The organism is Thalassospira lucentensis (genome assembly GCF_032921865.1).
GTDB classification, from domain to species: Bacteria; Pseudomonadota; Alphaproteobacteria; order Rhodospirillales; family Thalassospiraceae; genus Thalassospira; species Thalassospira lucentensis_A.
The window spans coordinates 1632170-1657163 of the sequence record NZ_CP136684.1 but is presented as its reverse complement, the minus strand read 5'-3'; the positions used below and the strand labels follow the sequence as shown (position 1 = coordinate 1657163).

The 24994-nt window shown below is 55.8% G+C and carries 25 protein-coding genes; 14 read left to right on the top strand and 11 right to left on the bottom strand.

Annotation, left to right across the window (positions count from 1 at the left end; genetic code table 11):
- The first annotated feature begins 124 nt into the window (after positions 1-124).
- The 7 genes from R1T41_RS08245 to bioB all read left to right on the top strand — a co-directional run bounded on the left by R1T41_RS08245 (position 125) and on the right by bioB (position 6669).
- Positions 125-1528, top strand: a complete 1404-nt coding sequence (locus tag R1T41_RS08245) for a circularly permuted type 2 ATP-grasp protein (RefSeq protein WP_062960243.1) — start codon at positions 125-127, stop codon at positions 1526-1528.
- Positions 1529-1545: 17 nt separating this feature from the next.
- Positions 1546-2493: an alpha-E domain-containing protein gene (locus tag R1T41_RS08240; RefSeq protein ID WP_062949851.1), complete on the top strand. Its 948-nt coding sequence runs from the start codon at positions 1546-1548 to the stop codon at positions 2491-2493.
- A 1-nt stretch (position 2494) separates the two neighbouring features.
- Positions 2495-3313, top strand: coding sequence for a transglutaminase family protein (locus R1T41_RS08235; protein WP_317341169.1), 819 nt, complete (start codon positions 2495-2497; stop codon positions 3311-3313).
- A 19-nt stretch (positions 3314-3332) separates the two neighbouring features.
- Entirely contained in the window at positions 3333-4079 is a 747-nt protein-coding gene (locus R1T41_RS08230) for a proteasome-type protease (protein ID WP_247794869.1), read from the top strand.
- An 87-nt stretch (positions 4080-4166) separates the two neighbouring features.
- Positions 4167-4805, top strand: a complete 639-nt coding sequence (locus tag R1T41_RS08225; protein ID WP_317341167.1) for a GntR family transcriptional regulator — start codon at positions 4167-4169, stop codon at positions 4803-4805.
- A 296-nt stretch (positions 4806-5101) separates the two neighbouring features.
- On the top strand, positions 5102-5677 hold the full coding sequence (locus R1T41_RS08220) for a biotin transporter BioY (protein ID WP_317341166.1): 576 nt from the start codon (positions 5102-5104) through the stop codon (positions 5675-5677).
- The gene (bioB, locus tag R1T41_RS08215) at positions 5677-6669 is read left to right on the top strand and encodes a biotin synthase BioB (RefSeq protein WP_317341165.1); all 993 of its coding nucleotides are present in this window, start codon (positions 5677-5679) and stop codon (positions 6667-6669) included. The genes R1T41_RS08220 and bioB overlap by 1 nt, the downstream gene beginning before the upstream one ends.
- Positions 6670-6799: 130 nt before the next feature.
- Here bioB and R1T41_RS08210 read toward each other — a convergent pair whose 3' ends face one another.
- Together R1T41_RS08210 and R1T41_RS08205 are read right to left on the bottom strand one after the other, a co-directional pair.
- Positions 6800-7363: a CHAP domain-containing protein gene (locus tag R1T41_RS08210; RefSeq protein ID WP_097053349.1), complete on the bottom strand. Its 564-nt coding sequence runs from the start codon at positions 7361-7363 to the stop codon at positions 6800-6802.
- A gap of 104 nt (positions 7364-7467) precedes the next feature.
- Complete coding sequence (locus R1T41_RS08205; protein ID WP_317341161.1) at positions 7468-8745, bottom strand: MFS transporter; 1278 nt, start codon at positions 8743-8745, stop codon at positions 7468-7470.
- A 290-nt stretch (positions 8746-9035) separates the two neighbouring features.
- Between R1T41_RS08205 and R1T41_RS08200 the strand changes: the two genes are divergently transcribed.
- The 4 genes from R1T41_RS08200 to R1T41_RS08185 all read left to right on the top strand — a co-directional run bounded on the left by R1T41_RS08200 (position 9036) and on the right by R1T41_RS08185 (position 13131).
- Positions 9036-11387 carry an alpha/beta fold hydrolase gene (locus R1T41_RS08200; protein ID WP_317341160.1) on the top strand — a complete coding sequence of 784 codons (2352 nt, stop codon included), beginning with the start codon at positions 9036-9038 and terminating at the stop codon, positions 11385-11387.
- A gap of 220 nt (positions 11388-11607) precedes the next feature.
- Entirely contained in the window at positions 11608-12240 is a 633-nt protein-coding gene (locus tag R1T41_RS08195) for a GntR family transcriptional regulator (protein WP_317341159.1), read from the top strand.
- Positions 12237-12692, top strand: a complete 456-nt coding sequence (locus tag R1T41_RS08190; protein ID WP_317341157.1) for an OsmC family protein — start codon at positions 12237-12239, stop codon at positions 12690-12692. The genes R1T41_RS08195 and R1T41_RS08190 overlap by 4 nt, the downstream gene beginning before the upstream one ends.
- Positions 12693-12780: 88 nt before the next feature.
- A complete protein-coding gene (locus R1T41_RS08185; RefSeq protein ID WP_317341155.1) occupies positions 12781-13131 on the top strand; it encodes a putative quinol monooxygenase in 351 nt (116 codons plus the stop codon).
- Between the two features lie 17 nt (positions 13132-13148).
- Here R1T41_RS08185 and R1T41_RS08180 read toward each other — a convergent pair whose 3' ends face one another.
- Positions 13149-13937 carry a class I SAM-dependent methyltransferase gene (locus R1T41_RS08180; protein ID WP_114109195.1) on the bottom strand — a complete coding sequence of 263 codons (789 nt, stop codon included), beginning with the start codon at positions 13935-13937 and terminating at the stop codon, positions 13149-13151.
- Positions 13938-14126: 189 nt separating this feature from the next.
- Here R1T41_RS08180 and R1T41_RS08175 point away from each other — a divergent pair, with 189 nt between their 5' ends.
- The 3 genes from R1T41_RS08175 to R1T41_RS08165 are packed head-to-tail and all read left to right on the top strand — an operon-like array spanning position 14127 to position 17115.
- Positions 14127-15251 carry an ABC transporter substrate-binding protein gene (locus R1T41_RS08175; RefSeq protein WP_114120891.1) on the top strand — a complete coding sequence of 375 codons (1125 nt, stop codon included), beginning with the start codon at positions 14127-14129 and terminating at the stop codon, positions 15249-15251.
- Positions 15252-15256: 5 nt separating this feature from the next.
- A complete protein-coding gene (locus tag R1T41_RS08170) occupies positions 15257-16318 on the top strand; it encodes an iron ABC transporter permease (protein WP_317341152.1) in 1062 nt (353 codons plus the stop codon).
- Positions 16312-17115 carry an ABC transporter ATP-binding protein gene (locus R1T41_RS08165; RefSeq protein ID WP_114120890.1) on the top strand — a complete coding sequence of 268 codons (804 nt, stop codon included), beginning with the start codon at positions 16312-16314 and terminating at the stop codon, positions 17113-17115. Before R1T41_RS08170 ends, R1T41_RS08165 begins: the two co-directional genes overlap by 7 nt.
- A 37-nt stretch (positions 17116-17152) precedes the next feature.
- On the opposite strand, the gene R1T41_RS08160 is transcribed toward R1T41_RS08165, so the two are convergent.
- From R1T41_RS08160 to rbfA, 8 genes are all read right to left on the bottom strand, one after another.
- Complete coding sequence (locus tag R1T41_RS08160) at positions 17153-18118, bottom strand: serine hydrolase (protein ID WP_317341151.1); 966 nt, start codon at positions 18116-18118, stop codon at positions 17153-17155.
- Between the two features lie 62 nt (positions 18119-18180).
- Positions 18181-18618 (bottom strand): rubrerythrin family protein, encoded by a 438-nt coding sequence (locus tag R1T41_RS08155; RefSeq protein WP_317341149.1) that lies wholly within the window; start codon positions 18616-18618, stop codon positions 18181-18183.
- Positions 18619-18854: 236 nt separating this feature from the next.
- Entirely contained in the window at positions 18855-19292 is a 438-nt protein-coding gene (gene irrA, locus R1T41_RS08150) for an iron response transcriptional regulator IrrA (protein ID WP_062949881.1), read from the bottom strand.
- A gap of 215 nt (positions 19293-19507) precedes the next feature.
- On the bottom strand, positions 19508-20902 hold the full coding sequence (locus R1T41_RS08145) for an NAD(P)H-dependent flavin oxidoreductase (protein ID WP_062949883.1): 1395 nt from the start codon (positions 20900-20902) through the stop codon (positions 19508-19510).
- 106 nt (positions 20903-21008) lie between these two features.
- A complete protein-coding gene (gene pnp / locus R1T41_RS08140; protein ID WP_062949885.1) occupies positions 21009-23135 on the bottom strand; it encodes a polyribonucleotide nucleotidyltransferase in 2127 nt (708 codons plus the stop codon).
- 222 nt (positions 23136-23357) lie between these two features.
- Positions 23358-23627, bottom strand: coding sequence for a 30S ribosomal protein S15 (gene rpsO, locus R1T41_RS08135; RefSeq protein ID WP_007088414.1), 270 nt, complete (start codon positions 23625-23627; stop codon positions 23358-23360).
- Positions 23628-23644: 17 nt separating this feature from the next.
- Entirely contained in the window at positions 23645-24571 is a 927-nt protein-coding gene (truB, locus tag R1T41_RS08130; RefSeq protein ID WP_062949887.1) for a tRNA pseudouridine(55) synthase TruB, read from the bottom strand.
- Positions 24571-24990: a 30S ribosome-binding factor RbfA gene (gene rbfA / locus R1T41_RS08125; RefSeq protein WP_317341144.1), complete on the bottom strand. Its 420-nt coding sequence runs from the start codon at positions 24988-24990 to the stop codon at positions 24571-24573. Before rbfA ends, truB begins: the two co-directional genes overlap by 1 nt.
- Between the last annotated feature and the right edge of the window lie 4 nt (positions 24991-24994).

Genomic DNA, 24994 nt, shown 5'->3' with positions numbered 1-24994 from the left:
CACGCCAGTTCAATTTTTCATCAAACCCTTATTTTGCCGAAAAAAGAATCATTTCAACCGTGAACATGCTTGACCGCCCCTTGCGACACCGCCTTTAATCAAAGGATAAGCAAGGGGAGTGTGCATGTTCAACGAAATGATGATGAACGATGAAGTACGCGAACCTTATCGCGCACTGGTTGACTGGATGGAGGCCAGCGGGCCCGAGACCCTCCAGCAGAAGCGACTTGAGGCAGAAACACTCTTTCGCAAAATCGGCATCACCTTCGCGGTCTATGGCGAAGGTGGCGATCCGGAACGGCTCATTCCGTTCGATCTTATTCCACGCATTTTCACCGCCACGGAATGGCGCAAGCTTGAACGCGGCGTCAAGCAGCGCGCACGCGCGCTCAACACCTTCCTTTACGATGTCTATCACAACGCTGAAATCATCAAGGCCGGGATTATCCCCGCCGATCTGGTGTTTAAAAACGCCGCGTTTGAACCGGCCGTGATCGGCATTGATCCGCCGCGGAAGGTTTACAGTCACATTGTCGGGGTTGATGTCGTGCGCGTCGGGCCTGATGATTTCTATGTGCTGGAAGATAACTGCCGCACCCCATCGGGCGTGTCTTACATGCTCGAAAACCGCGAAATCATGATGCGGATGTTCCCGGAACTGTTTTCGAAATTACGGATCGAACCGGTCGAAAGCTATCCGGACATGCTCCATAAGACGCTCAAAAGCATCGCTCCCAAACGGTGTGATCGAGAACCCAATATCGTGGTCCTGACACCGGGTGCGATGAACAGCGCCTATTACGAACATTCCTTCCTTGCCGACCAGATGGGTGTTGAACTTGTCGAAGGTCAGGATCTGTTCGTGTCCGAAGGTCGCGTCTATATGCGCACAACGCGCGGGCCCGCACGGGTTGATGTGATCTATCGCCGGATTGATGATGCCTTTATCGATCCACTCTGTTTCCGGCCCGATTCCGTGCTGGGCGTTCCCGGCCTGATGAATGTCTATCGATCAGGCGGGGTTGCCATCTGCTCGGCCCCCGGCGCCGGTGTCGCCGATGACAAGGCGATCTATACCTATGTCCCGGACATGATCCGGTTTTACCTTGGGCAGGAACCGATCCTGAACAATGTCCCGACATGGAAATGTGCCAATCCCGATGATCTGAAATATGTGCTGGAAAATCTTGGTGAACTGGTCGTCAAGGAAGTCCACGGTTCGGGCGGGTACGGCATGCTGGTTGGCCCGGCTTCCACCAAGGAAGAGCAAGCCACCTACGCCGAACGCATCAAGGCCGATCCGGGTGATTTCATTGCCCAGCCAACTCTTGCCCTTTCCGCCTGTCCGACCTTCGTCGAAAGTGGCATCGCCCCACGGCATGTCGATTTCCGGCCCTTCTGCCTTGTCGGCGATGACATCCGCCTGACTCCGGGCGGTTTGACCCGTGTGGCCATGCGCGAAGGATCGCTTGTCGTGAACTCGTCGCAGGGTGGCGGGGTCAAGGACACATGGATCATGGCTGATTAGGAAAAGGGAGGTCACACATGCTTAGTCGTACAGCTGACAACCTTTTCTGGTTGTCCCGTTACGTGGAACGGGCCGAAAACATGGCCCGACTGATGGAAATGGGCTATCGCATGGCTCTGATGCCGGCCGCAGGCGACGGCAACCGGTCCGAATGGGCGTCGGTTCTTTCGGCATCGGGCTGCGCACAGGGTTATGATCCCGATATGCCGCTTCGTCAGGCCGAGGTCACCGACTACCTGATTTTCAATCGTGATAATCCGTCTTCGATCCTGAACTGCTTTGAAAATGCACGTGCCAATGCACGCGCCATGCGTACCGCCATCACTGCGGAAATGTGGGAAGCATTGAACAATGCCCTGATGGAACTGCGCCGGACGGCAATGCATAACCTTGCAAAAACCGACCTGCCGGAATTCATCGACTGGGTCAAACGGCAGGGTGCACTGTTTCGCGGGGCAACCGATTCAACGATCCTGCGTAACGACGGATACGATTTCATCCGTCTTGGGATTTTTATCGAACGCGCCGACAACACCGCACGATTGCTTGACGTGAAATATTATGTCCTGCTGCCGGAAACCAGCATGGTTGGCGATGGCGTCGATAATTACCAATGGACAACGGTTTTGCGGGCGGCATCGTCTTTGCGGGCCTTCCACTGGGTGTATCGCGATGACTATTCCCCCTATCGCATCGCGCACTTCCTGATCCTTAATCCGTTCAGCCCGCGGTCGCTGGCCCACTGTTCCGAACAGATCACCAACCATCTGGAACATCTGGCCCGCCATTACGGACAACGAAGCCCGGTGCACAGTCTGGCTGTGGAAACCTATTCACTGCTGACCCAAAGCCAGATGGAGGAAATTTTCAGCCAGGGCCTGCATGAATTCCTGTCGGACTTCCTGAAACGCAATCAAACCCTGTCATCGGCAATCGCCGAAACCTATTATTTCGGGGGCCAGTAAGATGCGCCTGACTGTCGAACATCGCACCCATTACCGATTTGCCCCTTCGGCCCGCTACGTGGTGCAAAGTCTTAAACTCACCCCGTCCATTTTTGACGGCCAAAAAGTCATCCGCTGGTCGATCAAGGCAGACGGATGCGTGATCAATTCCGAATTTGTCGATGGCAACGGCGATACCATCAGCACCCTGACCGCAAGCGGCCCGGTTGATTCCGTCGATGTCATCGTGTCTGGCGAAGTCGAAACCATTGATACCGCTGGTGTCCTGCGCGGGCATAGGGAACGTGCCTTTCCGGCGGTATTTCTGCGCTCGACCCCGGTCACCAAACCCAGCGCCGCCATCCGCAAAATGGCCACCAAGGTCGAAAAGAAAACCAGTGCGGATAATCTACTTGAACGGGCCCATGCCCTTTCAGCCGCCGTGTCTGACGCCATCGCCTATGTCCCGGGCAGCACCCATGTCCATACCACCGCGGCCGATGCCCTGGCCGATGGCCAGGGTGTCTGTCAGGACCACGCCCATGTCATGATTTCGGCGGCCCGCCATCTTGGCATCCCCGCGCGCTATGTATCGGGTTATCTGTTTGCCGATCAGGATGGCAAATCACACGAAGCATCCCATGCATGGGCGGAATTGCATTTGCCCGAACTCGGCTGGGTCGGGTTTGACCCGGCAAACCGCTGCTGCCCGACCGATTATTATATTCGTCTGGGGTCTGGACTTGATGCGCAGGGTGCCACACCTATACGGGGTGTACATACTGGTGGTGCGAACGAGAATTTGGATGTAACAGTCATCGTTGCGCAATCACAGCAATAGCCGGACCCGAGAATAGAAGATGACCTACTGCGTGGGCTTGATGCTTGATGAGGGGATGGTATTCCTCTCCGACACCCGAACCAATGCCGGGCTCGATAACATTTCGCGTTATCGCAAGATGTTCACCTGGGAAGTCCCCGGTGAACGCGCCATCGTGGCGCTGACCGCAGGGAACCTTGCCATCACACAGGCCGTGATGAGCACCCTTCAGGAAGCCATCGACAACCCGGAAACCGAACCGGGCGACTGTATCCTGAGCGCACCCAGCATGTTCCGCGTTGCCGAACTGATGGGCGAGGCGATGCAGAAAGTGCAGCACAAATATCAGGACACGCTTGAACAGCGCAAAGAAAGCAGCTCGGCCTCGATCATGGTCGGTGGGCAACGTAAAGGCGGGGCACAACGCCTGTTTCTAGTATATGCGGCGGGCAACTTTATAGAGGCCACCGAAGACACGCCCTATCTTCAGATCGGCGAACATAAATACGGCAAACCGATCCTTGATCGCGTGATCACCCCCGAAACGCCGATTGCCGATGGCGTCAAGGCCGCCCTGCTGTCGATGGATTCAACATTGCGATCCAATCTGTCAGTCGGCATGCCGCTTGATCTTGCCGTCCTGCCCGAAGGATCATGCCATTTCTCCGAACATCGGCGGATTGAGGCCGAAGATGCCGGGTTCAAGGCCCTTTCGGACGCATGGTCGCAGGCATTGCGCGAAGCATTCGCTGATATGCCTGACGAACATTGTGCGCCGGACTGCTAAACAAACCTTCTGATATCGCACGATTAATTTACCGGTTACGGATATGCGCGCTCGACAAAATCGGGCGCGCAAATTATCTATAAAATCATGAAAAGTGACATCGACAATACCGTTACCGGCAGGATCACTCGCGAACTGGCCGACCGCATCATCGCCGGGCATATCGCGCCGGGCACGAAATTGCGACAGGACCATTTTGCCGAGGAATTCGGCGCAAGCCACGTACCGGTGCGCGAAGCCTTTCGCCGCCTCGAAGCACAGGGACTGGTCGTAAGCGAACCGCGCCGCGGTGTGCGGGTTGCAAGTTTTGACATCGCCGAAGTTCGCGAAGTTGCCGAAATGCGCGCATCCCTTGAAGTCCTCGCCCTTCGCCATGCCGCCCCGCACCTGACCAGCGCCATACTGGACGAGGCCGAGGCAATCAACCGCGCAGGCGAAAATGCCTCCGATGTCCGGGCATGGGAAGAAGCCAACCGTGCCTTCCATCGCCTGATCCTGACCCCGTGCGGCATGCCCCGCCTGCTGGCAACCATTGACGATCTGCACGCAGCAAGCGCGCGTTTCCTGTTTTCAGGCTTCCGCATGGAATGGGAAGCCCCCACCGATCAGGATCACCGCGCCATCCTCAAGGCACTCCGCGAACGGCAGTTTGATGTTGCCGCCGCCACCCTTGCCCGTCATGTCAAATGGATCGGCACCAAACCGGGCACCAAAACCCGCCCGTAACCCATTTCTTGAACCCATCCCGAACTGCTCCGAACCCGAAATCCACGGCGCGAACCTGATCCTGCCTGCCTTTTGGCAATGCAGGCCGCTGGCTCGCGTGCAAATTTCCATTTTATAGATAAAAATATATTATTAAAATCAACGCTATAACTGCATACCTTTGCAAATATTCACCAGTTTGACCCAATTATCTATTTTGGGGATTGATTTCACCTCCCAGTCGCGGCGTAATTAATAGATGAGATTCGTTTTTTATCTATAATTTTGAATCCGATCCTGAGGAGGATGAAATCACCATGAGCAATGCAGTCTCCAAACCGGCCGAAACCCGCATATCATCGGGAATGAAATACAGCCTGATGGTTCTGGCCGGGGTCGCCATCCTGACCGCAAGTGCGAAAATCACCGTTCCCTTCTGGCCAGTGCCGATGACCCTGCAAACCATGGCAATCATGGCAATTGCACTGGCGACCGGGCCGCGCGTTGCCTGTGCGATGGTGCTGGGATATCTGGCGGCGGGAGCGGCTGGTCTGCCGGTTTTTGCAGGGACGCCGGAACGCGGCATCGGGCTTGCCTATATGGTTGGGCCAACCGGCGGCTATTTGCTGGGTTATCTGATTGCCTCATGGCTGGTCGGTGCACTTTCAAAGGGACGCGGCACGCTGGCGCGCTTTGGCATCATGATGGCCGGTATGATCCCGGTCTATGTTCTGGGCCTGGCATGGCTTGCCGCCTTTGTGCCGATTGAAAAGGTTGCCGAATACGGTTTCACCCCGTTCATTCTGGGCGACACCATCAAGATCGCCCTTGTTGCCCTTGGCAGCGCGGCCTGCACCCGCCTTCTCAACCGCAATAAAGACGGCAACGCCTGATGAACAGTATTCCCGCACAAAACCCGGCAGTCGATCAAACCATCCGTCACGACTGGACGGTGGACGAGATCGAGGCGATTTATCGCCTGCCACTGCTTGAACTGATGGGCCGCGCCAGCGCGGTCCATCGCACCCATCATGATCCCAATGCCGTGCAAAAGGCCAGCCTGCTATCGATCAAAACCGGCGGCTGCCCCGAAGATTGCGCCTATTGCCCGCAATCGTCCCACCACCGCGAGGTCAATCTGGGCAAGGAACAATTGATGAACCCCGGCATGGTTTTGAAAATGGCGGCTCGCGCCAAGGCGGCCGGGGCGGATCGCTTCTGCATGGGAGCCGCATGGCGACGCGTGCGCGATGGTGCGGCCTTTGATGCGGTGATCGAAATGGTGCGTGGTGTGCGCAGTCTTGGCATGGAGGCGTGCGTGACCCTTGGTATGCTTGAAACCCGCCATGCCGAACGCCTCGCCGGGGCGGGATTGACCGCCTATAACCATAATCTTGATACCAGCCCGGAATATTACAGCCAGATCATCTCGACCCGGACCTATCAGGACCGGCTTGATACACTGGCTGCCGTGCGTGGCGCCGGGATTGACCTGTGTTGTGGCGGGATCATCGGCATGGGCGAAAGCATCCGGGACAGGGCATCAATGCTTCAGGTCCTCGCCGGCTTCGCGCCCCATCCCGAAAGTGTGCCGATCAATGCACTCGTACCGGTGGCGGGAACGCCGCTTGCCGACCGTGATCCCGTCGATGCCCTTGAATTGGTCCGCATGGTCGCAACCGCGCGCATCACCATGCCAAAATCAACCGTCCGCCTTTCAGCCGGGCGCACCGACCTTACGCGCGAAGCCCAGATCATGTGCCTGATGGCAGGGGCCAATTCTGTATTTTACGGGGAAAAACTTCTGACCACGCCAAACCCGCAGGAAGATTGCGATACCGCCCTGTTTGCAGCACTCGGCCCGATTCCGGCGTCGGCGGCCTGACAATACCCAAATCAACCCCCGAACTTGTGCGCCCCACCCGCGCAAGGTTCACCTTGGCGAAGCGCCCCTCAGTCGGGCCTTCGCCATTTTTTATAAATGATCGGAAAACAGCAGGGAAAGGACTGAAAACCTAGTGGGCTTCGGCGGTTTCGTGTGGTTGATAGATAAAGCCATGCGCCGGATAAACCCGGCCGAATGTGCCAATCGTGTTCATCATCCGCACTTCCGACCAGTCATTATTGGGCGAAACATCGACAACCGGCTGGCGATAATGCACCTTGCCCCGCGTACGCGAATCACTTCCCCAGTTGGCATGATTGACCATGATCTTGCGGCTGTCGAGGATGGCGGCAACCACCGCAACATGCCCGTATTTCAAACGCGATGTTTTCTTGAGCGCCAGAACGGCACCGACTTCGGGTTTTTTGCCACGGCTATAAGTATTTTTCGCCTGATCCCACCAGGTCCAGGCATCACCATAAATCTCGATCCCGGAAACCGCGCGTGCATAGGGTACGCATTGCAAAAATTCATCGGTGGGCGCAAAAGGCAGCAGACGCGACGACGGCAGGCTGACATTGGTGACAGTCGAAACGCCGTCACTTTCAAGGCCGCTATTGGGTTTCGGCGTACTTGCGGATGCAAAACATCCCGATACAAGCATACAAAATCCGATAACGACGGCCAGCCGCATGCGATATTCCCCCAAAAGGCACGATGATTTAAATGGTCCTGACTCTGGCACCGTAACCCGACGAGTTTTAAACAAGCGTTTACGAAGCACGCCGAAAAACCCGATCATTTTGCCGTTTCTGTGGCAGATTTCGCATCAATTATACCAACACGATATAAACGCCAAAGTCCGACAATCGCCGCGCACAGGATCAATGCCCCCGACCCGCGCGCAGTATATTGAATATGCCCTGCCTCGGAAATCGCGCCAAGCATCGTGCCGCCAACAGCAATCCCGCCAAAACTCGTCGCACTCCAGAAGCTCATCACCCGGCCACGCAATTTGTTATCGACGGTCAACTGCAAAGCGGTTTGCGACCCGACTCCGACCGCTGTCAGACCAAAACCGGTAATCGCCACCAGCATCACCGCAAGCTCGTACCAAGGTGCAAAACCAAGCCCCAGCATGCCGCACCCCGCAGCAAAAGCCCCGATGATCGTCACCCGCTGAAAGGCGGCCGGATCGGATTTGACCCGCGACAACATGAATGTCGATGCCACCGCACCAACCCCGCTTGCCGATGCCAGCATGCCAAGCCCGGTGACGCCGCGGTCATAGACCGCCTCGGCAAAGACCGGCATCAGTTCCACCATGCCCGTGCCCACCAGTGCGACAAAACAGGATAGCGCCAGAACCGAGCGGATCATCGGATGATGAATGGCGTAGTTCGCCCCGTCGACAAGCGCCGCCAGCACCCGTTTGCTTTTGGCATCGGGTGCCCGTTCGACATGGATTTTGACAGTCGCCAGAACAAAGATCATCGGGATATAGGATGCCGCATTGATCATGAATGCCGCCCCGGTACCCCATGTCGCGATCACCACACCACCAACCGCCGGACCAACCAGACGCGATATATTGAAATTCATCGCCGCATAGGCCACGGCGCGACTCATAAACTCCCGCTGGACAATCACCGGCACCAGTGAAAGCCGAACGGGCGTCATCGCGCTAGCCAAAACCCCGTTCGTCCCGGCCAGAACCACCATCCAGAAAAGGTTTATCTGCCCTGCCATCGACAGGATCATCAACAGAAATGCGGTTGCTGCCATCATCAGGTTCAGGGTCACCGCCGTTTTGCGCAGATTGACCCGGTCCGCCATCACACCAAAAACCGGCCCCAGAATGAAGGCCGGGGCGAAATTAAGGGCGGCAATCAACCCGGTCCAGAATGGTGATCCGGTCAATGACCATGCCAGCCACGACATGGCGATTTTCTGTACCCAAAGTCCCTGGGTGGTGATGCATTGGCCGACCAGAAACAGGACAAAGTTTCGATCCTGAAAGATTGATTTCCGGGATGGCTCGGCGGTTGGTGGCAGCACGGATTTTCCAGTTTTCATGACGGGGCGGGATCATCTTGTACCGGACAGCTATATTAACAACGATCTTTGATGGCCATATTTGGGGCGAAATGGCCTGCTATCCGGACAGAACGGTATTTGAAATGTCGCGACGAGTATAGGGGCAAAGGCACGTACCATAGATTGTTCGCCTGATGCGTGTATCTGGCCTTCTCAAACCCCTCAGGAAAACACATATTTGTTTTAGGCATCAGGACCTAAAGGAAACGACTGCAGTTAATCATAACGCCGATCAATTTGGCATTCAGGCCTTCGGGGCGGAAACACCCATGCATCAGAACTTCCGGGAAATCGAACGCGAGCAATTCGCGATCCGCAACCAGACTTGCGAATGGACCATTCGGGCCATGTCGGCGCTGCGCGCCAAAGTCGACATCAATATCAAGATGCATGGCGACCGGGATCATCTGGCGCAGGGCGATATTTTCATGTTCAACCATTTCGCCCGGTTTGAAACCTTCATCCCGCAATATCTGATCGCGCTCGAAACCGGAGTGTTCTGCCGCTCTATCGCATCGGGCGAGTTTTTTGTCGAAGACAACCGGTTTTCACGCTATCTGCGCGCACTTGGCGGTGTCCCCAACGATTACGAACGTCTGCTGCCGTTCCTGGCCGAGGAAATCCTGCGCGGCGGCAAGGTCGTGATCTTTCCCGAGGGTGGCATGGTCAAGGACCGGCGCGTTCTTGCTGCCGAACGCCCGCATCCCAAACGCCCGGATTACAGCATCTATTCCCGTTCTGCCGATCAACGGCGCGCCCATCATACCGGGGCGGCGCTGCTTGGGCTTTGCATTGACGGCTTCAAGATCGGTTTGTCGATGCTGCTTGATAAAGGCAAACACGATGAGCTTGATCGCTGGGCAGACGCGATTGATACCACGCCCGAAACTCTCAAAGCCGCCCTTGCCAAGCCAACATTGATGTTTCCGGCCAACATCACCTTTCACCCGTTGCGTGTTGACCAGAACCTCCTGGCGCGGGGCGCAGATCTTTTTGCTGGCGGCCTTAGCCCCAAGATGGCCGAAGAACTGATTATCGAAGGCAATCTTCTGTTCAAACGCACGGATATGGATATCCGACTTGGCGATCCGGTTGATCCACGCCATCAGTTCAACTGGATTGACCGGCGTATGCTGGCTCACCGGGTTGAAACCGCAAACAGCATCGATGATCTTTTCCGTCCGGCCAAAGCGCTTGAGAAAATACCCGACCGCATCACCCAATATGCCATTAGCCGCCATATCAACCCGCTTCGCGATCATTGCATGGGTGTGATGTATTCCAACCTGACACTCAATGTCAGTCATCTGGCATCGCGCCTGATCATGATGTGGCTGGCTGATGGCGTGACCGAGGTCGATATCGCCCATTTTGACCGCACACTTTATCTGGCGATCAAGAATGTCCAGCAGGCCGAAGGCATTCATTTGCATCGCGGCATGCGCAACCCGGCCGACTATATCGGCATCTTTGATCTGAAATGCCCGCAGATTCGCGAATATATTGATGCCGCGGTTCATCTTGGCCTGATCGAACGGTCCGAAGGCAAATATTGCTTCCTGCCGAAATTGCAGGAAGAAGCCACCTTTGATCAGATCCGCATGGATAATCCGGTGATGGTCTATGCCAATGAAATGGCACCGATCAACGCCGCATGGACTGCACTTGAAAAGGCGCGGGACGAAGTCGACCATCTGACACCACGCGATTTTGCCAAACGTCGTTTTGATGATGAAATCCGGGCATGGCAATGGAACCGCGCCAAATACCAGAAACCCAAATACGCCGCGATCAATGATCAGGAAACTGCAACCGCCGATAGCCGCCCCTATCTGTTGCTGCCTAATGGCAACGAACATTTCACCACCGGCGTTCTCGTCGTCCACGGGTTCCTTGCCTCCCCGGCGGAACTTCGAAATCTTGGTGATCGGCTAGCCGCACGCGATTATGCCGTGATGGGAGTCCGCCTTGCCGGGCACGGGACATCCCCGCACGAGTTGCAAAAACGTCCGTGGGGCGATTGGCTGGCATCGGTTCGGCGCGGCTATGAAATCCTGTCGGCCTTTTGCGACAACATCATCATTGTCGGCTTTTCAACCGGTGGGGCGCTTTCGGCCATTCTTGCGGCTGACCGGCCCGAAAAACTGGCCGGGCTCGTCATGGCATCGACACCGCTTAAATTCCGCAATCGCAATCTGATGTTTGTGCCGCTGCTTTATGGTGCGAACAAACTGATGGGCTGGGTACCCTCGGCACAGGAAATGCTCAGTTTCCGGCTTAACGAATCCGAACATCCCGAGATCAATTACCGTAACATCCCGATTGGCGGTCTGCACAATCTCCGTCAGGCGGTTGCCGAAATGCAAAACCGTCTGCCCGATGTTGCCTGCCCGATCCTGATTTTACAGGGCGATGGCGATCAGGTCGTAGATCCCGCCAGTGCGACTCTGATCAAACGCCACGCCACTGGATGCAGCCATCTTGATATCCAGGTCCTGGACTCCGATCGCCACGGCATCCTGAACGAGGATATCGACAACGCGGTCAATCGCGTGATCGACTTCGTCTCCAAAACCGCCCCGGCCAACAGCACCCTGACCGCAGCCATCCCGGCCCAATAATCCGAGGGAATGCCCGCCAAAGCCTCCCTTAGCCCCCGGAGCCCTTGAGCCCCCTCGGGCAAACGCCCAACGCCCACGCCACCTCCACAATGCCGCAGGTTAAATCCTCATACAAATAAAATGCGCCCGGGATTTACGATGCTGACGCATCAAATTTCGGGTGAATTCACGCCAACGGAACCCGCTTGACTCTTCGGCAAATTTGCATGATTTTGGATCCATGGATCCAAATAAAATCACTGAAACGCTTCAAAGCGAAATCGAAAACGGTACCCTTTCGCCCGGCACAATCCTGAAACAGGAACGGCTGGCCGAACGGTTCGGTGTCAGTCGCCAACCGGTACGTCAGGCGCTGGAACGGTTGCTGGCAAACGGGTTGCTAACCAAACGATCCGACCGCAGCCTCGCGGTAAACGGCTTAAGTGCCAACGAGGCCCGCGAACTGTCGCAAATCCGCATTTCGCTGGAATCAACCGCCCTTATCCTGTCGATCCCGCATCTGACACAACGCGACCTGCGCAAGGCGATCCGTTTGAACGACGATCTTTTTGAAGAAGAAGACCCTGCGATCATCGAGGAGCTCGATATCGCTTTTCACCGGACCCTGTATGCCCCGTGTGGCAATGGTCGCCTGTTACAGATGATTGACGAATTGCGCCGCGAAGCCCGCCGCTCCTATCACCGGCAGCCCCCGGGATCACAGGCACGCAAAGCGTTTTACGAAGAACATAATGACCTGCTGGCCGTATGTAACCTTGGCGATGTTAGCAAGGCCGTTGAAATCATTGAAAAACACATCGGCATCACCTCACGACAACTTGTCGAGCACCCCGAAAATGGAGCCCCGCAATGAGCAGTTTCGGCGCAGAAGTCAGATGGCAACGCGACGGCGCAAACTTTGCCGACCGCCGGTATAGCCGCGGTCATCTTTGGCGGTTTGACGGCGGGGTCGAAGTCCCCGCATCGTCATCCCCCCATGTCGTGCCGCTACCCTATTCCGTCGCCGAAAATGTCGATCCCGAAGAAGCCTATGTCGCCGCCCTTTCAAGCTGCCACATGCTGTTCTTCCTTGATTTCGCATCGCGCCGGAAAATCATTGTCGACAGCTATGTCGATGCTGCAACCGGCGTCATGGAAATGCAGGACGGCAAAACAGTGGTCACCAAAGTCGAACTTTGCCCCAAGGTCACCTATGCCAGCACAGCCCCGACGGCAGAGATTGAGGCCGAACTGCATCACGCCGCCCACGAGGCCTGCTTCCTTGCCAATTCGGTCAAAACCGAAATCAGCATCAAACTTGATTAGGCTCATTACCTGTCAGGTAATCGTTTTGCTTCCCGGCCTGTCATAACCTACCCCGGTCAATATCGAAATCAGACCGAAGGCCGAGATCATGAATGCAACCGTTAACACCGAAACAGGCCCGATTGCCGGCACCGTTATCCTGACCATCAAACCGGGCAGGGAAGATGACTTTCTTGCCCTGCTTCACCCGGTTCTGGATGCGATGCGCTATGAGGCAACATTCATCAATGCCTTCCTGCATCATCATCCGGACGAACCCAACCGTTTCATGCTGTATGAAACATGGACCGATCTGGAAGATTTGATGGAAGTACAGATGCACCGTCCCTATCGGCAGGCCTTCTGGGACAGTTTGCCGGGGCTTCTTGCGATCCCGCGCGAGATTATCGTCTGGACCCCGATGCGCAGCGACATCGCCTTGTTTTCAGGCCGCTCATAACCGGCCCAAGTGGCCTTTTAAGGCTTGGTCGCGCAGATGGCGTAACGATGCTGGGCACCACGTTCCAGACCCTTGGCAAGCGTAAGATGCTTTGACTGGGCGCGGTGAATCTGGCGCATGTTGAAATCGGCCATCACCGGGTCGAACCCGGCGGTTTTCAGCATTGATGTCACTTCGTCAGCACGGGCACCCTGGGAAAAATGAACGCGCGCAAGAATATCGCGATGGGTCTTGAGCTGCGGGATTTCGGCAACATCGCGTTTCAACCCGATGGATTGCAGGAACCCCGTCATCGCCTTGTTTAGCTTACTGATCCAGGTGGGCGAGACGAAATCACCATCCACCACCAGAAGCTTGCCCCCCGGTTTCAAAACCCGGAACCATTCAGCAAAGGCCGCCGCCGGATCCACCAGAGTCCAGACCAGATGCCGTGTGACGATGACGTCATAGCTGTTATCGTCTTCAAGCGTGTTTTCCGCATCGCCAAGGATGAACCGGATATTGGACTGACGCAGTTTCGATTTGGCCCGCGCCTTTTCCAGCATCGCTTCGGACCAATCAAGCCCGGTAACCTCGAACCCCAGATCATGCATCAAATGGCTGATAACCCCGGTACCACTGGCAAGGTCAAGCGCACGTTTGCCAGTCCCGTCGCCCAGATGACGACGAAACAGGTCGTGCCACGCCAGACGTTCCTGATCTGAGAAAATCTCGTGCCCGGGCTGTTCGTCGAACGTTGCCGCGCGCATGGACCAGTATTCCTTGATCTCGTCACGCAGATTGAAATTGCTTGAATGCGTTGTCATCGTCCGGTCGTCCCCCAATGGCCCATATCTGCGAAAAATTTGCGCGATCTTGCGGGAACCGCACACCGACAGATATCGGCACAAATACCATCCAATCCATAAAAAAATCAATTAATGCGAAAAGTATTGATTTGCATTCTCATTAAATGATAATGCCGCGGTCAGGCAATCCTAAACAAGGGTACGGGAATGAAATTTTTTGGCGCTATTGCTGCGGTTGCGTTGATGGTCGCGGGGACCGTCCACGCAGCAGAAACCGTCACGATCACCGATGTGGCCGGGCGTGAAGTTTCGGTCAAGGTTCCGGCAGAAAAGCTTATTCTTGGTGAAGGCCGCCTGATTTACGGCCTTGCAACGCTTGATAGCGCAGAACCGTTCAAGCGAGTCGTTGGCTGGCGCGATGACCTGAAAAAGGCCGATCCGCAGACCTATGACATCTATGCCGCCAAATACCCGTCCATTAATGATCTGCCGACCTTCGGCGGGATCAAGGATGGCACATTCGATATCGAACAGGCCATCGCCCTGAAACCAGACGTCATCGTGATGAACCTTGAAGCCAAGGGAGCCACCGAAGACGCGGCCCTTGACGAAAAGCTGGCAGCGGTCGGCATTCCGCTGGTTTATATCGATTTCCGCGAACGCCCGATTGAAAACACCGATACCAGCATGCGCATCCTGGGCACCATCACCGGTGAACAGGACCGTGCCGAGGAATTCATCAAATTCCGCAACGATAAAATCGCCATTGTGACCGATCGCCTTGCTAAGACCAATCCAGCCAAACCTGACGTTTTCATCGAACGCGCAGCCGGTTTTTCCGATGAATGCTGCATGTCATTTGGCAATGAAAACTTTGGGAAAATGGTTGAGATTGCCGGTGGTACCAACATCGCTGCAACAATCATTCCGGGCACCTTCGGTACGATCAACCCCGAACAGGTTGTTGCATCAAACCCCGATCAGGTCATTGCAACCGGCGCAAGCTGGGAAGCCTATTCACCGGGTGGTGCATGGGTCGGACTCGGCCCGAATGCAGACATGAAAGAAGCTCATCGCAAGCTTGAAAACCTTATGAACCGCCCGGCATTCACCGGCATCAAAGCCGTTGAAAACGGTAAAATTCATGCGGTCTGGCACCAGTTCTATAACAGCCCCTATCAGTTCGTGGTTATCGAACAGATGGCAAAATGGCTGCATCCGGATCTGTTTGCCGATATCGACCCGGAGGCATCGTTCCGCGAACTGCATGAGCGGTTCCTGTCAACGCCGTATCAGCCGGGTTATTTCGTTTCCGTTAGCGATCAGAACTGATTTCCATGATCTCCGATCAAACCACCATTCCGGCAGGGAGCGCGTATTACAAGGCGCGCTCCCTGCGTCGTGTCCTGATCCTTACCGGCATGACGATTGCGCTGTTCCTGTCCTTTGCTGTCGATCTGGCAACCGGACCGGCCAATTATCCGCTGTCTGACGTGATCTTTGCCTTATTAAACCCATCGGATGCCAGCGATCAGTTGCGCGTCGTGATCTGGGAAATCCGCATGCCTGTCGCCCTGATGGCGCTGACCGTCGGTGCCGCCCTTTCGACCGCAGGCGCCCAGATGCAGACCATCCTTGCCAACCCGCTTGCCAGCCCCTTTACGTTAGGCATTTCGGCCGCAGCCGGTTTTGGCGCTGCTCTGGCGCTGGTTCTTGGCGTTGCGATCCTGCCTGCCTTTGTCGAATTCATCATCCCGATCAATGCCTTTGTCATGGCAATGGGAACCGCGCTGATCATTCATTTTTTCAGCCGCATGCGCGGTGTTACGGTTGAAACCATCGTCCTTTTGGGGATTGCGCTGGTCTTTACCTTCAACGCGCTTCTGGCCCTGCTGCAATATCTTGCCAGCGAACAGGCATTGGCCGCAGTTGTGTTCTGGACGATGGGCAGTCTGGTCAAGGCAACCTGGTCCAAGGTTGCCATCACGGCCATTGCCGTTGCCATCGCCCTGCCGCTGTTTACCCGTCAGGCCTGGGCACTGACCGCCCTTCGGTTAGGCGATGCCAAGGCGGAAAGTTTCGGGGTGAATGTCCAGTCGCTGCGGCTCAAAACCATGTTGCTGGTCAGTATGCTGGCGGCAATCCCGGTTTCGTTTGTCGGGACCATCGGTTTCATCGGTCTGGTCGGGCCGCATATCGCCCGTATGCTGGTCGGTGAGGATCAGCGTTTCTTCCTGCCGGCATCGGTACTATGCGGGGCGTTGATCCTGTCGGCAACGTCGGTTCTGTCAAAACTTCTGATCCCCGGCGCGATCCTGCCCATTGGGGTAATTACCGCGCTTGTCGGCGTGCCGTTCTTCTTCTCGCTGATTTTCGCAAGCCGGAGGAAATCATGGTAACAACACTTCGTCTTGAAGACCTTGGCACCCGCTACGGCCGTACCCATGTGGTTTCCGGTGTCAGTACGCCGGTTCTGACAGGTGGCGACGTGATTGCCGTCATCGGGCCGAACGCAGCAGGAAAATCAAGCCTGTTCAAACGCGTTGCCGGTCTTGCCAAGGGTGGCGGCAAAGTGCATGTCGAAACGGCGAATTATAGCCGCAACACGATTTGCTACATGCCACAGGATACCGGCTCGAACGCCGTTCTTTCAGTATATGAGTCGGTTATTCTGGCCGCCAAGCAGGGATCGTCACTACGCGTTCAGGCCGAAGAACTGGCTCGGATTGATGATATTCTGGCCGCCCTTCGAATTTCCGATCTGGCCGCGCGCAATCTGGGCGAGCTTAGCGGTGGTCAGCGGCAGCTTGTTGCCATTGCCCAGACGCTGGTGCGTGAACCCGAAATCCTGCTGATGGACGAGCCGACCTCGGCCCTCGATCTGCATCGCCAGATGGAGGTCCTGTCCTTCATGCGCGATATCGCCAAGCGCCAAAAAATGATTGTCCTGATCGCCATTCACGACCTTAACCATGCCCTGCAATATTGCGATCACGCCATGGCAATCCGCAATGGCCGTATGGTGGCATTTGGCGAATGCGCCAAGGTTATTGACCGTGATCTGCTTCGCGACGTTTATCAGGTTGACGGGCATGTCGAACACAATTCGCTTGGTCATCCCCATATTGTCCTGCGCGGCCCATTGACCCCCGGCACGGTTGCCGAATATCCGGCGGAACGCATCGCCGCCCAATAACTGGCAATAATCATCCAATCAGGCAGGCTGAATTCGTTCAGCTTGTCTCTGCCGCGACGCGGTCAATGATATCGGCCATCAAACCATGCAACCGGTCACGGTAACCAGTACGCGCCGACGGTTTGGTTTCGTCCGATGTCATCGCCACGGTCAATTCAAGTGCGGGAACGATGTAAAGCATCTGCCCGCCATATCCCCAGGCATAGATGACATCCTGCCCGGCAATATCGCGCATGAACCAGCCATACCCGTATTCATCACCGGTAAAACGCGAATTTGTCCGGTGCTGCCAGCTTTGATCAATCCAGTCCTGCGTGATGATCTGTGTCCCGTCCGGAGCACGCCCGCCATTGCGATAAAGTTCGCCAAAAGCCAGAAGGGATGTGGTGCTCATCGCCATCTGGTTACCGCCAAAATAAATTCCCTGCGGATCGCGATCCCAGGCCGTAATGGCAAAACCATTCAGCGGCCCCAGCCATTCACGCGCCAGTTCCAGTGTGGTTTTTCCGGTTTCACGGGTCAGGATGGCCGATAGCAGGTGGCTTGAACCGGTTGAATACAGCATATCTCCGTCCGGATCGTCAGCAAAAGGACGGGCAAGGGCTGCACGCACCCAGTTTGATTGCGCGACCCACTGGCCGTAATACTGCCCCGATGTCCGCCCAAGACCGGCCTGCATCGACAAAAGGTGCCCGATGGTAATTTCAGACAACCGCGGGTCAGGATCGGCTGGCAACTGATCACGCAGCAAGGGGGCGATTTTCTGATCGGTGCCGATTAAAACACCCCGTTCAATTGCGATGCCAACCAATGCCGAGATAATCGATTTCGATGCGGATTTGATATTGGTCGACTGATCGGGGGAACTGCCGTGATAGCCCCGCCGTGCGATCACCTCGCCACGGTGAGCGACCATCACCGCCTGCAGGGGTTCAAGACGCCCGGCCTCGGTCAGAATATCGTCAAGCTCCAAGGATTGTGCCATGGCGGCAATGGGTGTCATTACCGCCAAAAACACCAGAACCGCGCTATATTTGTAAAAGCATCGTCGAATTGTCTTCAATCTTATTCCACCGGTTCGGAAACAGTGCCAAAAGATGCCAGTGCGCGTTCCATCCGCGAAGCGTGGGCATCTTCGACCCGCGACAGGCTTTCGAACCAGTCGGCGATATCATTAAAACCCTCTTGGCGGGCGATACGGGCCATTTCGGGATAACGCGATTTGGCATCGTTCTGTTCGTCGGCAAATGCAGCTTCAAGATTAAGCCGGGTGTTACCGATCGGCTGCCCGGTCACGGGATCCCCGACCTGTTCGAGAAATTCGAGATGACCAAATGCGTGGCCGGTTTCGGCCTCGGCCGTTGCACGGAACATCTCGGCTATTTCAGGATAGCCTTCGATATCGGCCTGTTGCGCAAAATAGAGATAACGGCGATTGACCTGGGCCTCGGCGGCAAATGCCGCACGGAGAAGTTCCTCGGTCCGTGTTCCCTTGAGCACCATTACGGGCTTCCTTATTTGTCGTTGAAGTCTGAAATTTGCGGTGTTGCTGTCACACACATGGGCAAAAAAAGAGCGACAGTTCCAGACGGGACCGTCGCCTCTGTATTTGTCTTGAAAACCCTGCCCGTCAAGCACTGAAGGGACGTTTTGCGCCATTTCAGGCGGTTTTCATCGACCCGTCATTTCGTTGTCACCGCGCCGCTACAATTGGGACACATCACTGTCCGATACAGCAATCAGGCGGCACTGCGTGCCGATTGGCGACGCAAACGAAACACCAGATCAACCGATGCCAGTTCGGTACCGCGCGGCATATTGGGAACACGCGCAAGCTGAACCGCTTCGGCCGGTATATCGCTCAGCATGCCGTCTTCCTCGCAATAGAAATGGTAATGCGGGGCCGTGTTCGTATCGAAATAGGATCGACCGGAATCGATCACGATCTCGTTCAGAAGTGCCGCTTCGGTAAACTGATGAAGCGTGTTGTAAACGGTCGCCAGTGATACCTTGATATTCTGGCTCATAGCTTCGGAATGAAGCTGTTCGGCGGTGATGTGCCGATGGCCGTTATCAAACAGCAGACGGGCCAATGCCAGACGCTGGCGGGTCGGACGCAAACCGGCCTCTTTCAGACGGTTCAGGGCATGGGTGTAAGGACGCGGGTTCGTCGTCATGAAATTGTCCCTTCATACGCTTTTCAGGACCGGTCAATTCCCGGTTCCCGATCAAATCCAAGCGTATATTAGGGAACCAAGACGCGCCTTTCTTTGATTTTGATCAACTCCAATCATCCCAATTTTCGATGCTGTTTCATCGGCAAGTCATTAAAAAAGGGGCCGAAAACCGGCCCCTTTTTCTGATTTCGATCCATGCAGGACCGGCATTTGGCTTAATCGCCTGTGGCGATCCGGTCGACCAGCTCTTTGACAGTCGGGACAAAGCCATTGGTGTAGAACGGGTCTTCACCAAATTTATAGGCATTGTGACCGGCAAACATCAGTTCGTTTTCAACCATCGCGCCATGCGCAATGTTCTGAAGCGTTTTCTGAATGCAGAACGAACGCGGATCGGCACGTTTGCCGGTAGTACCGCTATGCTGTTCCCAGTTCGAGAACTGGCACTGCGACAGGCAACCCATGCAGTCGATCTGGTCTTTCTTGATCGTAAGCGCACTGTCAGGCGTGACAAACACCATGGTTTCGTCGGGTGTCGGCATGCCTTCGGTATAACCGGCATCAAGCCATGCCCGAACCTTGTCGGCGTCATCTTCGCGGACATAGATCGGACGACCGCGACGGCCCAGCGGAATGCCGACATGCAGGTCGGCTTCTGCGGTACGCGAATAACGGACCTGACGATCGGAACGCTGATGCAGATCTTCAAGGAAGTCGTTGCGAACAGCCGAGCTGTAAAAACCGGTCGGGCTGAATTTATGCAGCGAGACGTCGCCGTCCTGCAGCGTCAGCAAACGGTTTTTCCATTCTTCGGAAATCTCGCTTTCCTTGGTCAGAAGCGGACGGGTCCCGAACTGGAAGGCCACCGGGGCGACTTCCGGATTGTCGAGCCAGTCTTCATAGTCACGCAGGAACCAGACGCCACCAGCCATAATGATCGGAACGTCGTTCAGACCGACCGAATTCATGTATTCGCGAAGGGCTGCAACACGCGGGAACGGATCTTCGGGCACCAGCGGGTCTTCGGAATTCGAAAGACCGTTGTGACCGCCAGCGCGCCACGGATCTTCATAGACCACACCACCAAGCCATTCTGGGGTGTTCTTGTACGACCGCAGCCACAAGGCACGGAACGCACGCGCAGAAGATACGATCGGGTAATAATGCACGCCATACTGGGCTGCGATCTGCGATACCTTGTAAGGCATGCCCGCGCCACAGGTCACCCCATGGACAAGACCCTTGGTCCCCTCAAGCACGCCACGCAGAATTTCTTCCGCACCGCCCATTTCCCACAGAACGTTCATATGCAGGCGACCCTCGCCGCCGCGCATTTCATGTGCGATCTGTGCCTGGGCGATACCGCCGCGGATGCCATAGGCGATCAGTTCCTGATGGCGCTCACCACGGGTTTTTCCGGCATATTCGACCGGAACCAGATTGCCATTTTCGTCATAAGAATCGGCATTGACGGCGGAAAACGTCCCGATGCCACCAGCAGCTGCCCACGCGCCGGAACTTTTACCCGTCGAAACAGCGATACCTTTGCCACCTTCAATCAGTGGCAAGACCTCTTTTCCCGACATGACGAGCGGTTTAAGGGCTTTCAAATTCGTCTCTCCCATTCGGCTTTTCATCGCCAGCGATGCCCCGGCATCGCATTTGGAAAACCGGACGGCGTGTTGTTGTTATCGCCGTCCGGTCTATCAGATCGGATTATTCAGCGTCGCCGGCTTCGAGATCGGCACCGGTTTCCTGGTCAACGCGTTTCATCGACAATTTGATCTTGCCGCGATCATCAAAGCCAATGACCTTGACCTTGACCGCATCGCCTTCCTTGACGATATCCGAAACCTGCTTGACGCGTTCCTGCGCCAGTTCGGAAATGTGGACCAGACCGTCGCGCGCGCCAAAGAAATTGACGAATGCGCCAAAATCGACAGCCTTAACAACCTTACCATCATAGATATGGTTCAATTCAGGTTCCGCAACGATCGATTTGATCCAATCGACAGCCTGTTTGCCTTTTGCACCGTCGGTATGTGCAACAGTGATCGAACCATCGTCTTCGATATCAACCTTGGCACCGGTTTCTTCGCAGATTTCACGAATGACCTTGCCGCCCGAACCGATAACGTCACGGATCTTGTCACGCGGGATCGAGAACTGGGTGATGGTCGGTGCATTACCCGAAACTTCACCACGTGCTTCCGGAAGCGCTTTGGACATTTCGCCAAGGATGTGCAGACGGCCGTCGCGGGCCTGGCCCAGTGCGATCTGCATGATATCCGGGGTCACCGAGGTGATCTTGATATCCATCTGAAGCGAGGTGATACCGTTTTCGGTACCGGCAACCTTGAAGTCCATATCGCCAAGGTGATCTTCATCACCCATGATGTCGGACAGAACGGCGAAATCATCGCCTTCCTTGATCAGACCCATGGCAATACCGGCAACCGGACGTGCCAGCGGAACACCGGCATCCATCATTGCAAGCGAGGTTGCACAAACAGTCGCCATCGAGGACGAACCATTCGATTCGGTGACTTCGGAAACGATACGGATGGTGTAAGGGAACGCATCCTTGCCCGGCATGAGCGGGTGCAGGGCACGCCATGCCAGTTTACCATGACCGATTTCACGACGGCCCGGCGAACCCATGCGGCCAGCTTCACCGACCGAGTAAGGCGGGAAGTTGTAGTGCAGCATGAAGTTTTCACGGTATTCACCGTCCAGCGCATCGACGATCTGCTCGTCCTGACCGGTGCCAAGGGTGGCAACGGCAAGTGCCTGGGTTTCACCACGGGTAAAGATCGCGGAACCGTGTGCGCGCGGCAGAACCGAAACTTCACCAAGGATCGGGCGAACGTCGGCACCGGTACGGCCATCGATACGTTTGCCTGTCTTCAGGATGGCACCGCGGACGATGTCTTTTTCCAAATCCTTGATGATCGACGAAACTTTGCCTTTCAGGGCATCGGCGACTTCTTCTTCAGCCAGTTTCTCGGCAATGGCAGCTTTGGCGTCGGAAACAGCAGCCGAACGCTCCTGCTTGACGACATGGCTGTATGCCTTGGTCAGGCCATCGGTGCCAAGGGCAGCAACTTTTTCGACCAGTGCATCATAGCCTTCCGGCAGTTCTGCTATATCGCGCGGCTCTTTCGCAGCATCTTCGGCCAGCGAAATGATCAGATCGAGAACCGGCTGGAACTGCTCGTGACCGAATTTAACGGCACCAAGCATGATTTCTTCCGAAAGCTCGCTGGCTTCGGATTCAACCATCATCACACCGTCACGGGTACCGGCAACAACCAGGTCAAGGTCGCTTTCCTTAACCGATTCGGTCGCCGGGTTCAGGATATATTCGCCATCTTTGTAACCGACGCGTGCGGCACCGATCGGGCCGAGGAACGGCAGACCGGAAATGGTCAGCGCAGCAGATGCGCCGATCATGGCAACCACGTCCGGATCGTTTTCCATGTCATGCGACAGAACGGTACAAACGATCTGGGTTTCGTTGCGATACAGCGGGTGGAACAGCGGACGGATCGGACGGTCAATCAAACGCGAAACCAGGGTTTCCTTTTCCGAAGGACGGCCTTCACGCTTGAAGAAACCACCCGGGATCTTACCGGCAGCGAATGCCTTTTCCTGGTAGTTCACGGTCAGCGGGAAAAAGTCGATATCCGGGCGCGGTGATTTCGCGCCAACAGCGGTACAAAGCACAACGGTCTCGCCATAGGTGACCATGACGGCACCATCGGCCTGGCGCGCGACCTTGCCGGTTTCGAGAACCAGCTTGGCATTGCCCCACTGCATTTCCTTGCGGACGACATTAAACATTATTTTCTCTTCCTCTTACAAACCTTCAGCGGACCCGGATAGTCTTACACGAGTTCCGAACACATTAATTATGAGGCTTTCATAAAAGCTGCATAATTAATGGGTCCGGACCAAGCAAAGAGGTCGGCCCATCCGACCCTGCTTCCCCGTGTTTCCCGATCCGCTCGGGACATTAAAAAAACGACGGCGGAGGGGATCAACCACCTCCGCCGCAGTTCGATATCAGCGGCGAATACCGAGGCGTTCGATAACGGTCTCGTAACGCGACTGGTCTTTGCGCTGCAGGTACTTCAGCAGACGACGGCGCTGGCCAACCATCATGAGAAGACCACGACGGCTGTGGAAGTCGTGGTTATGTTCTTTCATGTGTTCGGTCAGGTTCTTGATCCGCTCGGTCAGGATTGCAACCTGGACTTCGGGGGAACCGGTGTCACCGTCTTTCTGAGCGTATTCTTTGATCAGCTCAGCTTTGCGTTCAGCAGTAATCGACATCAGGCATCCTTTCGCCTTTAGAGATTAAAAACACGTACAGGCCGGATTTCGCCGCCACTGATCTCCGCCAACGCAACCGCGCGGTCATGGAGCATGGCGCAGACGATATCGTCCTGCACGACGGGGTTTTCGAGGGCACTGCGTTTTGCCACCGGTAACAACCCGACAGGTTGTCCACTCGATAGCCGCTGCGCCTCGACTTCGGTCAGGGCCAGCGCCGGGATGTCGTCCAGCGCGGTCTCGACCGGAAGCAATTTCTCCAACACCGCATCCGGATCCATTTCGAGCAATTCCGCAAGCGGAATGGAACTCGTTTCAGGAAACGGCCCCGCCGATGTCCGGCGAAGGGCGGATATATGGCCGACAGAACCAAGGCGTAGCGCGATATCGCGCGCCAAAGACCGCATATATGCCCCTTTGCCCGAAACAACTTCGAGAACGGCATGATCGCGATCCGGCATATCGACCAGTCGAAGATCCTTGATCAGAATCGGACGCGGTTTAAGCACCACGTCTTCATCGCGACGCGCAAGATCATAGGCACGCTTGCCATTGACCTTGATCGCCGAAAACTTTGGCGGCACCTGCTGAATTTCGCCAATAAACTCACCCAGCACGGCCTTTATCTCGTCTGCATCCGGACGATGATCCGAGGTGGCAGTAACTTCGCCCTCGGCATCGTCGGTGCTGCGTGCTTCGCCGAACTTCAGCGTCACACGATAACTTTTGCTTCCATCCATGACATAGGCAACCGTTTTTGTCGCCTCACCAAATGCAATAGGCAGGACACCACTCGCCAATGGATCGAGTGTCCCGCCGTGACCGGCCTTTGCCGCATCAAGCAGCCGACGTACCTGATTGACCACCGTCGAAGACGTGATTTCCAGGGGCTTGTCGACCGCCAGCCAGCCATTGATGCTTCTACCGCGACGCCGACGCGCCATCAGTCGTCCTCATTCTCATGGTCCTCCGACCCGTCCGCCGCAAGATCCTGTGCAACATGCGGGTCACGCAGGAGGGCACCGATATGGTCGGCGACATCGAAACTTTTGTCTTCAACAAAACGCAATGCCGGTACGTATTTCATGTGAACCGTACGCGCCACATGGGTACGCAAATGGCCCTTCTGACGCGTCAGCGCCTTGAGCGAGGTTTCCGCCTCGCCCCCGCCAAGCGGCGTAAAGGATACCATGGCATTGCGCATATCCGGGCTAAGACTGACACCGGTAATGGTTACCGGGCGCCGGGTCAGGTCCGGGTCGTAAATATCTCCGCGCTCAAGTGCCTGCGACAGGGCCTGGCGGATTTCCTCCGCCACGCGCAACTGTCGCTGACTTGGTGCTTTGGCCGGTTGCTTCGCCATATCG

Bases quoted from the DNA above. Each gene is read 5' to 3' on its own strand.
- R1T41_RS08245 (WP_062960243.1), top strand. From the start codon at position 125: ATGTTCAACGAAATGATGATGAACGATGAAGTACGCGAACCTTATCGC.
- R1T41_RS08240 (WP_062949851.1), top strand. From the start codon at position 1,546: ATGCTTAGTCGTACAGCTGACAACCTTTTCTGGTTGTCCCGTTACGTG.
- R1T41_RS08235 (WP_317341169.1), top strand. From the start codon at position 2,495: ATGCGCCTGACTGTCGAACATCGCACCCATTACCGATTTGCCCCTTCG.
- R1T41_RS08230 (WP_247794869.1), top strand. From the start codon at position 3,333: ATGACCTACTGCGTGGGCTTGATGCTTGATGAGGGGATGGTATTCCTC.
- R1T41_RS08225 (WP_317341167.1), top strand. From the start codon at position 4,167: ATGAAAAGTGACATCGACAATACCGTTACCGGCAGGATCACTCGCGAA.
- R1T41_RS08220 (WP_317341166.1), top strand. From the start codon at position 5,102: ATGAGCAATGCAGTCTCCAAACCGGCCGAAACCCGCATATCATCGGGA.
- bioB (WP_317341165.1), top strand. From the start codon at position 5,677: ATGAACAGTATTCCCGCACAAAACCCGGCAGTCGATCAAACCATCCGT.
- R1T41_RS08210 (WP_097053349.1), bottom strand. From the start codon at position 7,363: ATGCGGCTGGCCGTCGTTATCGGATTTTGTATGCTTGTATCGGGATGT.
- R1T41_RS08205 (WP_317341161.1), bottom strand. From the start codon at position 8,745: ATGAAAACTGGAAAATCCGTGCTGCCACCAACCGCCGAGCCATCCCGG.
- R1T41_RS08200 (WP_317341160.1), top strand. From the start codon at position 9,036: ATGCATCAGAACTTCCGGGAAATCGAACGCGAGCAATTCGCGATCCGC.
- R1T41_RS08195 (WP_317341159.1), top strand. From the start codon at position 11,608: ATGGATCCAAATAAAATCACTGAAACGCTTCAAAGCGAAATCGAAAAC.
- R1T41_RS08190 (WP_317341157.1), top strand. From the start codon at position 12,237: ATGAGCAGTTTCGGCGCAGAAGTCAGATGGCAACGCGACGGCGCAAAC.
- R1T41_RS08185 (WP_317341155.1), top strand. From the start codon at position 12,781: ATGAATGCAACCGTTAACACCGAAACAGGCCCGATTGCCGGCACCGTT.
- R1T41_RS08180 (WP_114109195.1), bottom strand. From the start codon at position 13,937: ATGACAACGCATTCAAGCAATTTCAATCTGCGTGACGAGATCAAGGAA.
- R1T41_RS08175 (WP_114120891.1), top strand. From the start codon at position 14,127: ATGAAATTTTTTGGCGCTATTGCTGCGGTTGCGTTGATGGTCGCGGGG.
- R1T41_RS08170 (WP_317341152.1), top strand. From the start codon at position 15,257: ATGATCTCCGATCAAACCACCATTCCGGCAGGGAGCGCGTATTACAAG.
- R1T41_RS08165 (WP_114120890.1), top strand. From the start codon at position 16,312: ATGGTAACAACACTTCGTCTTGAAGACCTTGGCACCCGCTACGGCCGT.
- R1T41_RS08160 (WP_317341151.1), bottom strand. From the start codon at position 18,118: ATGACACCCATTGCCGCCATGGCACAATCCTTGGAGCTTGACGATATT.
- R1T41_RS08155 (WP_317341149.1), bottom strand. From the start codon at position 18,618: ATGGTGCTCAAGGGAACACGGACCGAGGAACTTCTCCGTGCGGCATTT.
- irrA (WP_062949881.1), bottom strand. From the start codon at position 19,292: ATGACGACGAACCCGCGTCCTTACACCCATGCCCTGAACCGTCTGAAA.
- pnp (WP_062949885.1), bottom strand. From the start codon at position 23,135: ATGTTTAATGTCGTCCGCAAGGAAATGCAGTGGGGCAATGCCAAGCTG.
- rpsO (WP_007088414.1), bottom strand. From the start codon at position 23,627: ATGTCGATTACTGCTGAACGCAAAGCTGAGCTGATCAAAGAATACGCT.
- truB (WP_062949887.1), bottom strand. From the start codon at position 24,571: ATGGCGCGTCGGCGTCGCGGTAGAAGCATCAATGGCTGGCTGGCGGTC.
- rbfA (WP_317341144.1), bottom strand. From the start codon at position 24,990: ATGGCGAAGCAACCGGCCAAAGCACCAAGTCAGCGACAGTTGCGCGTG.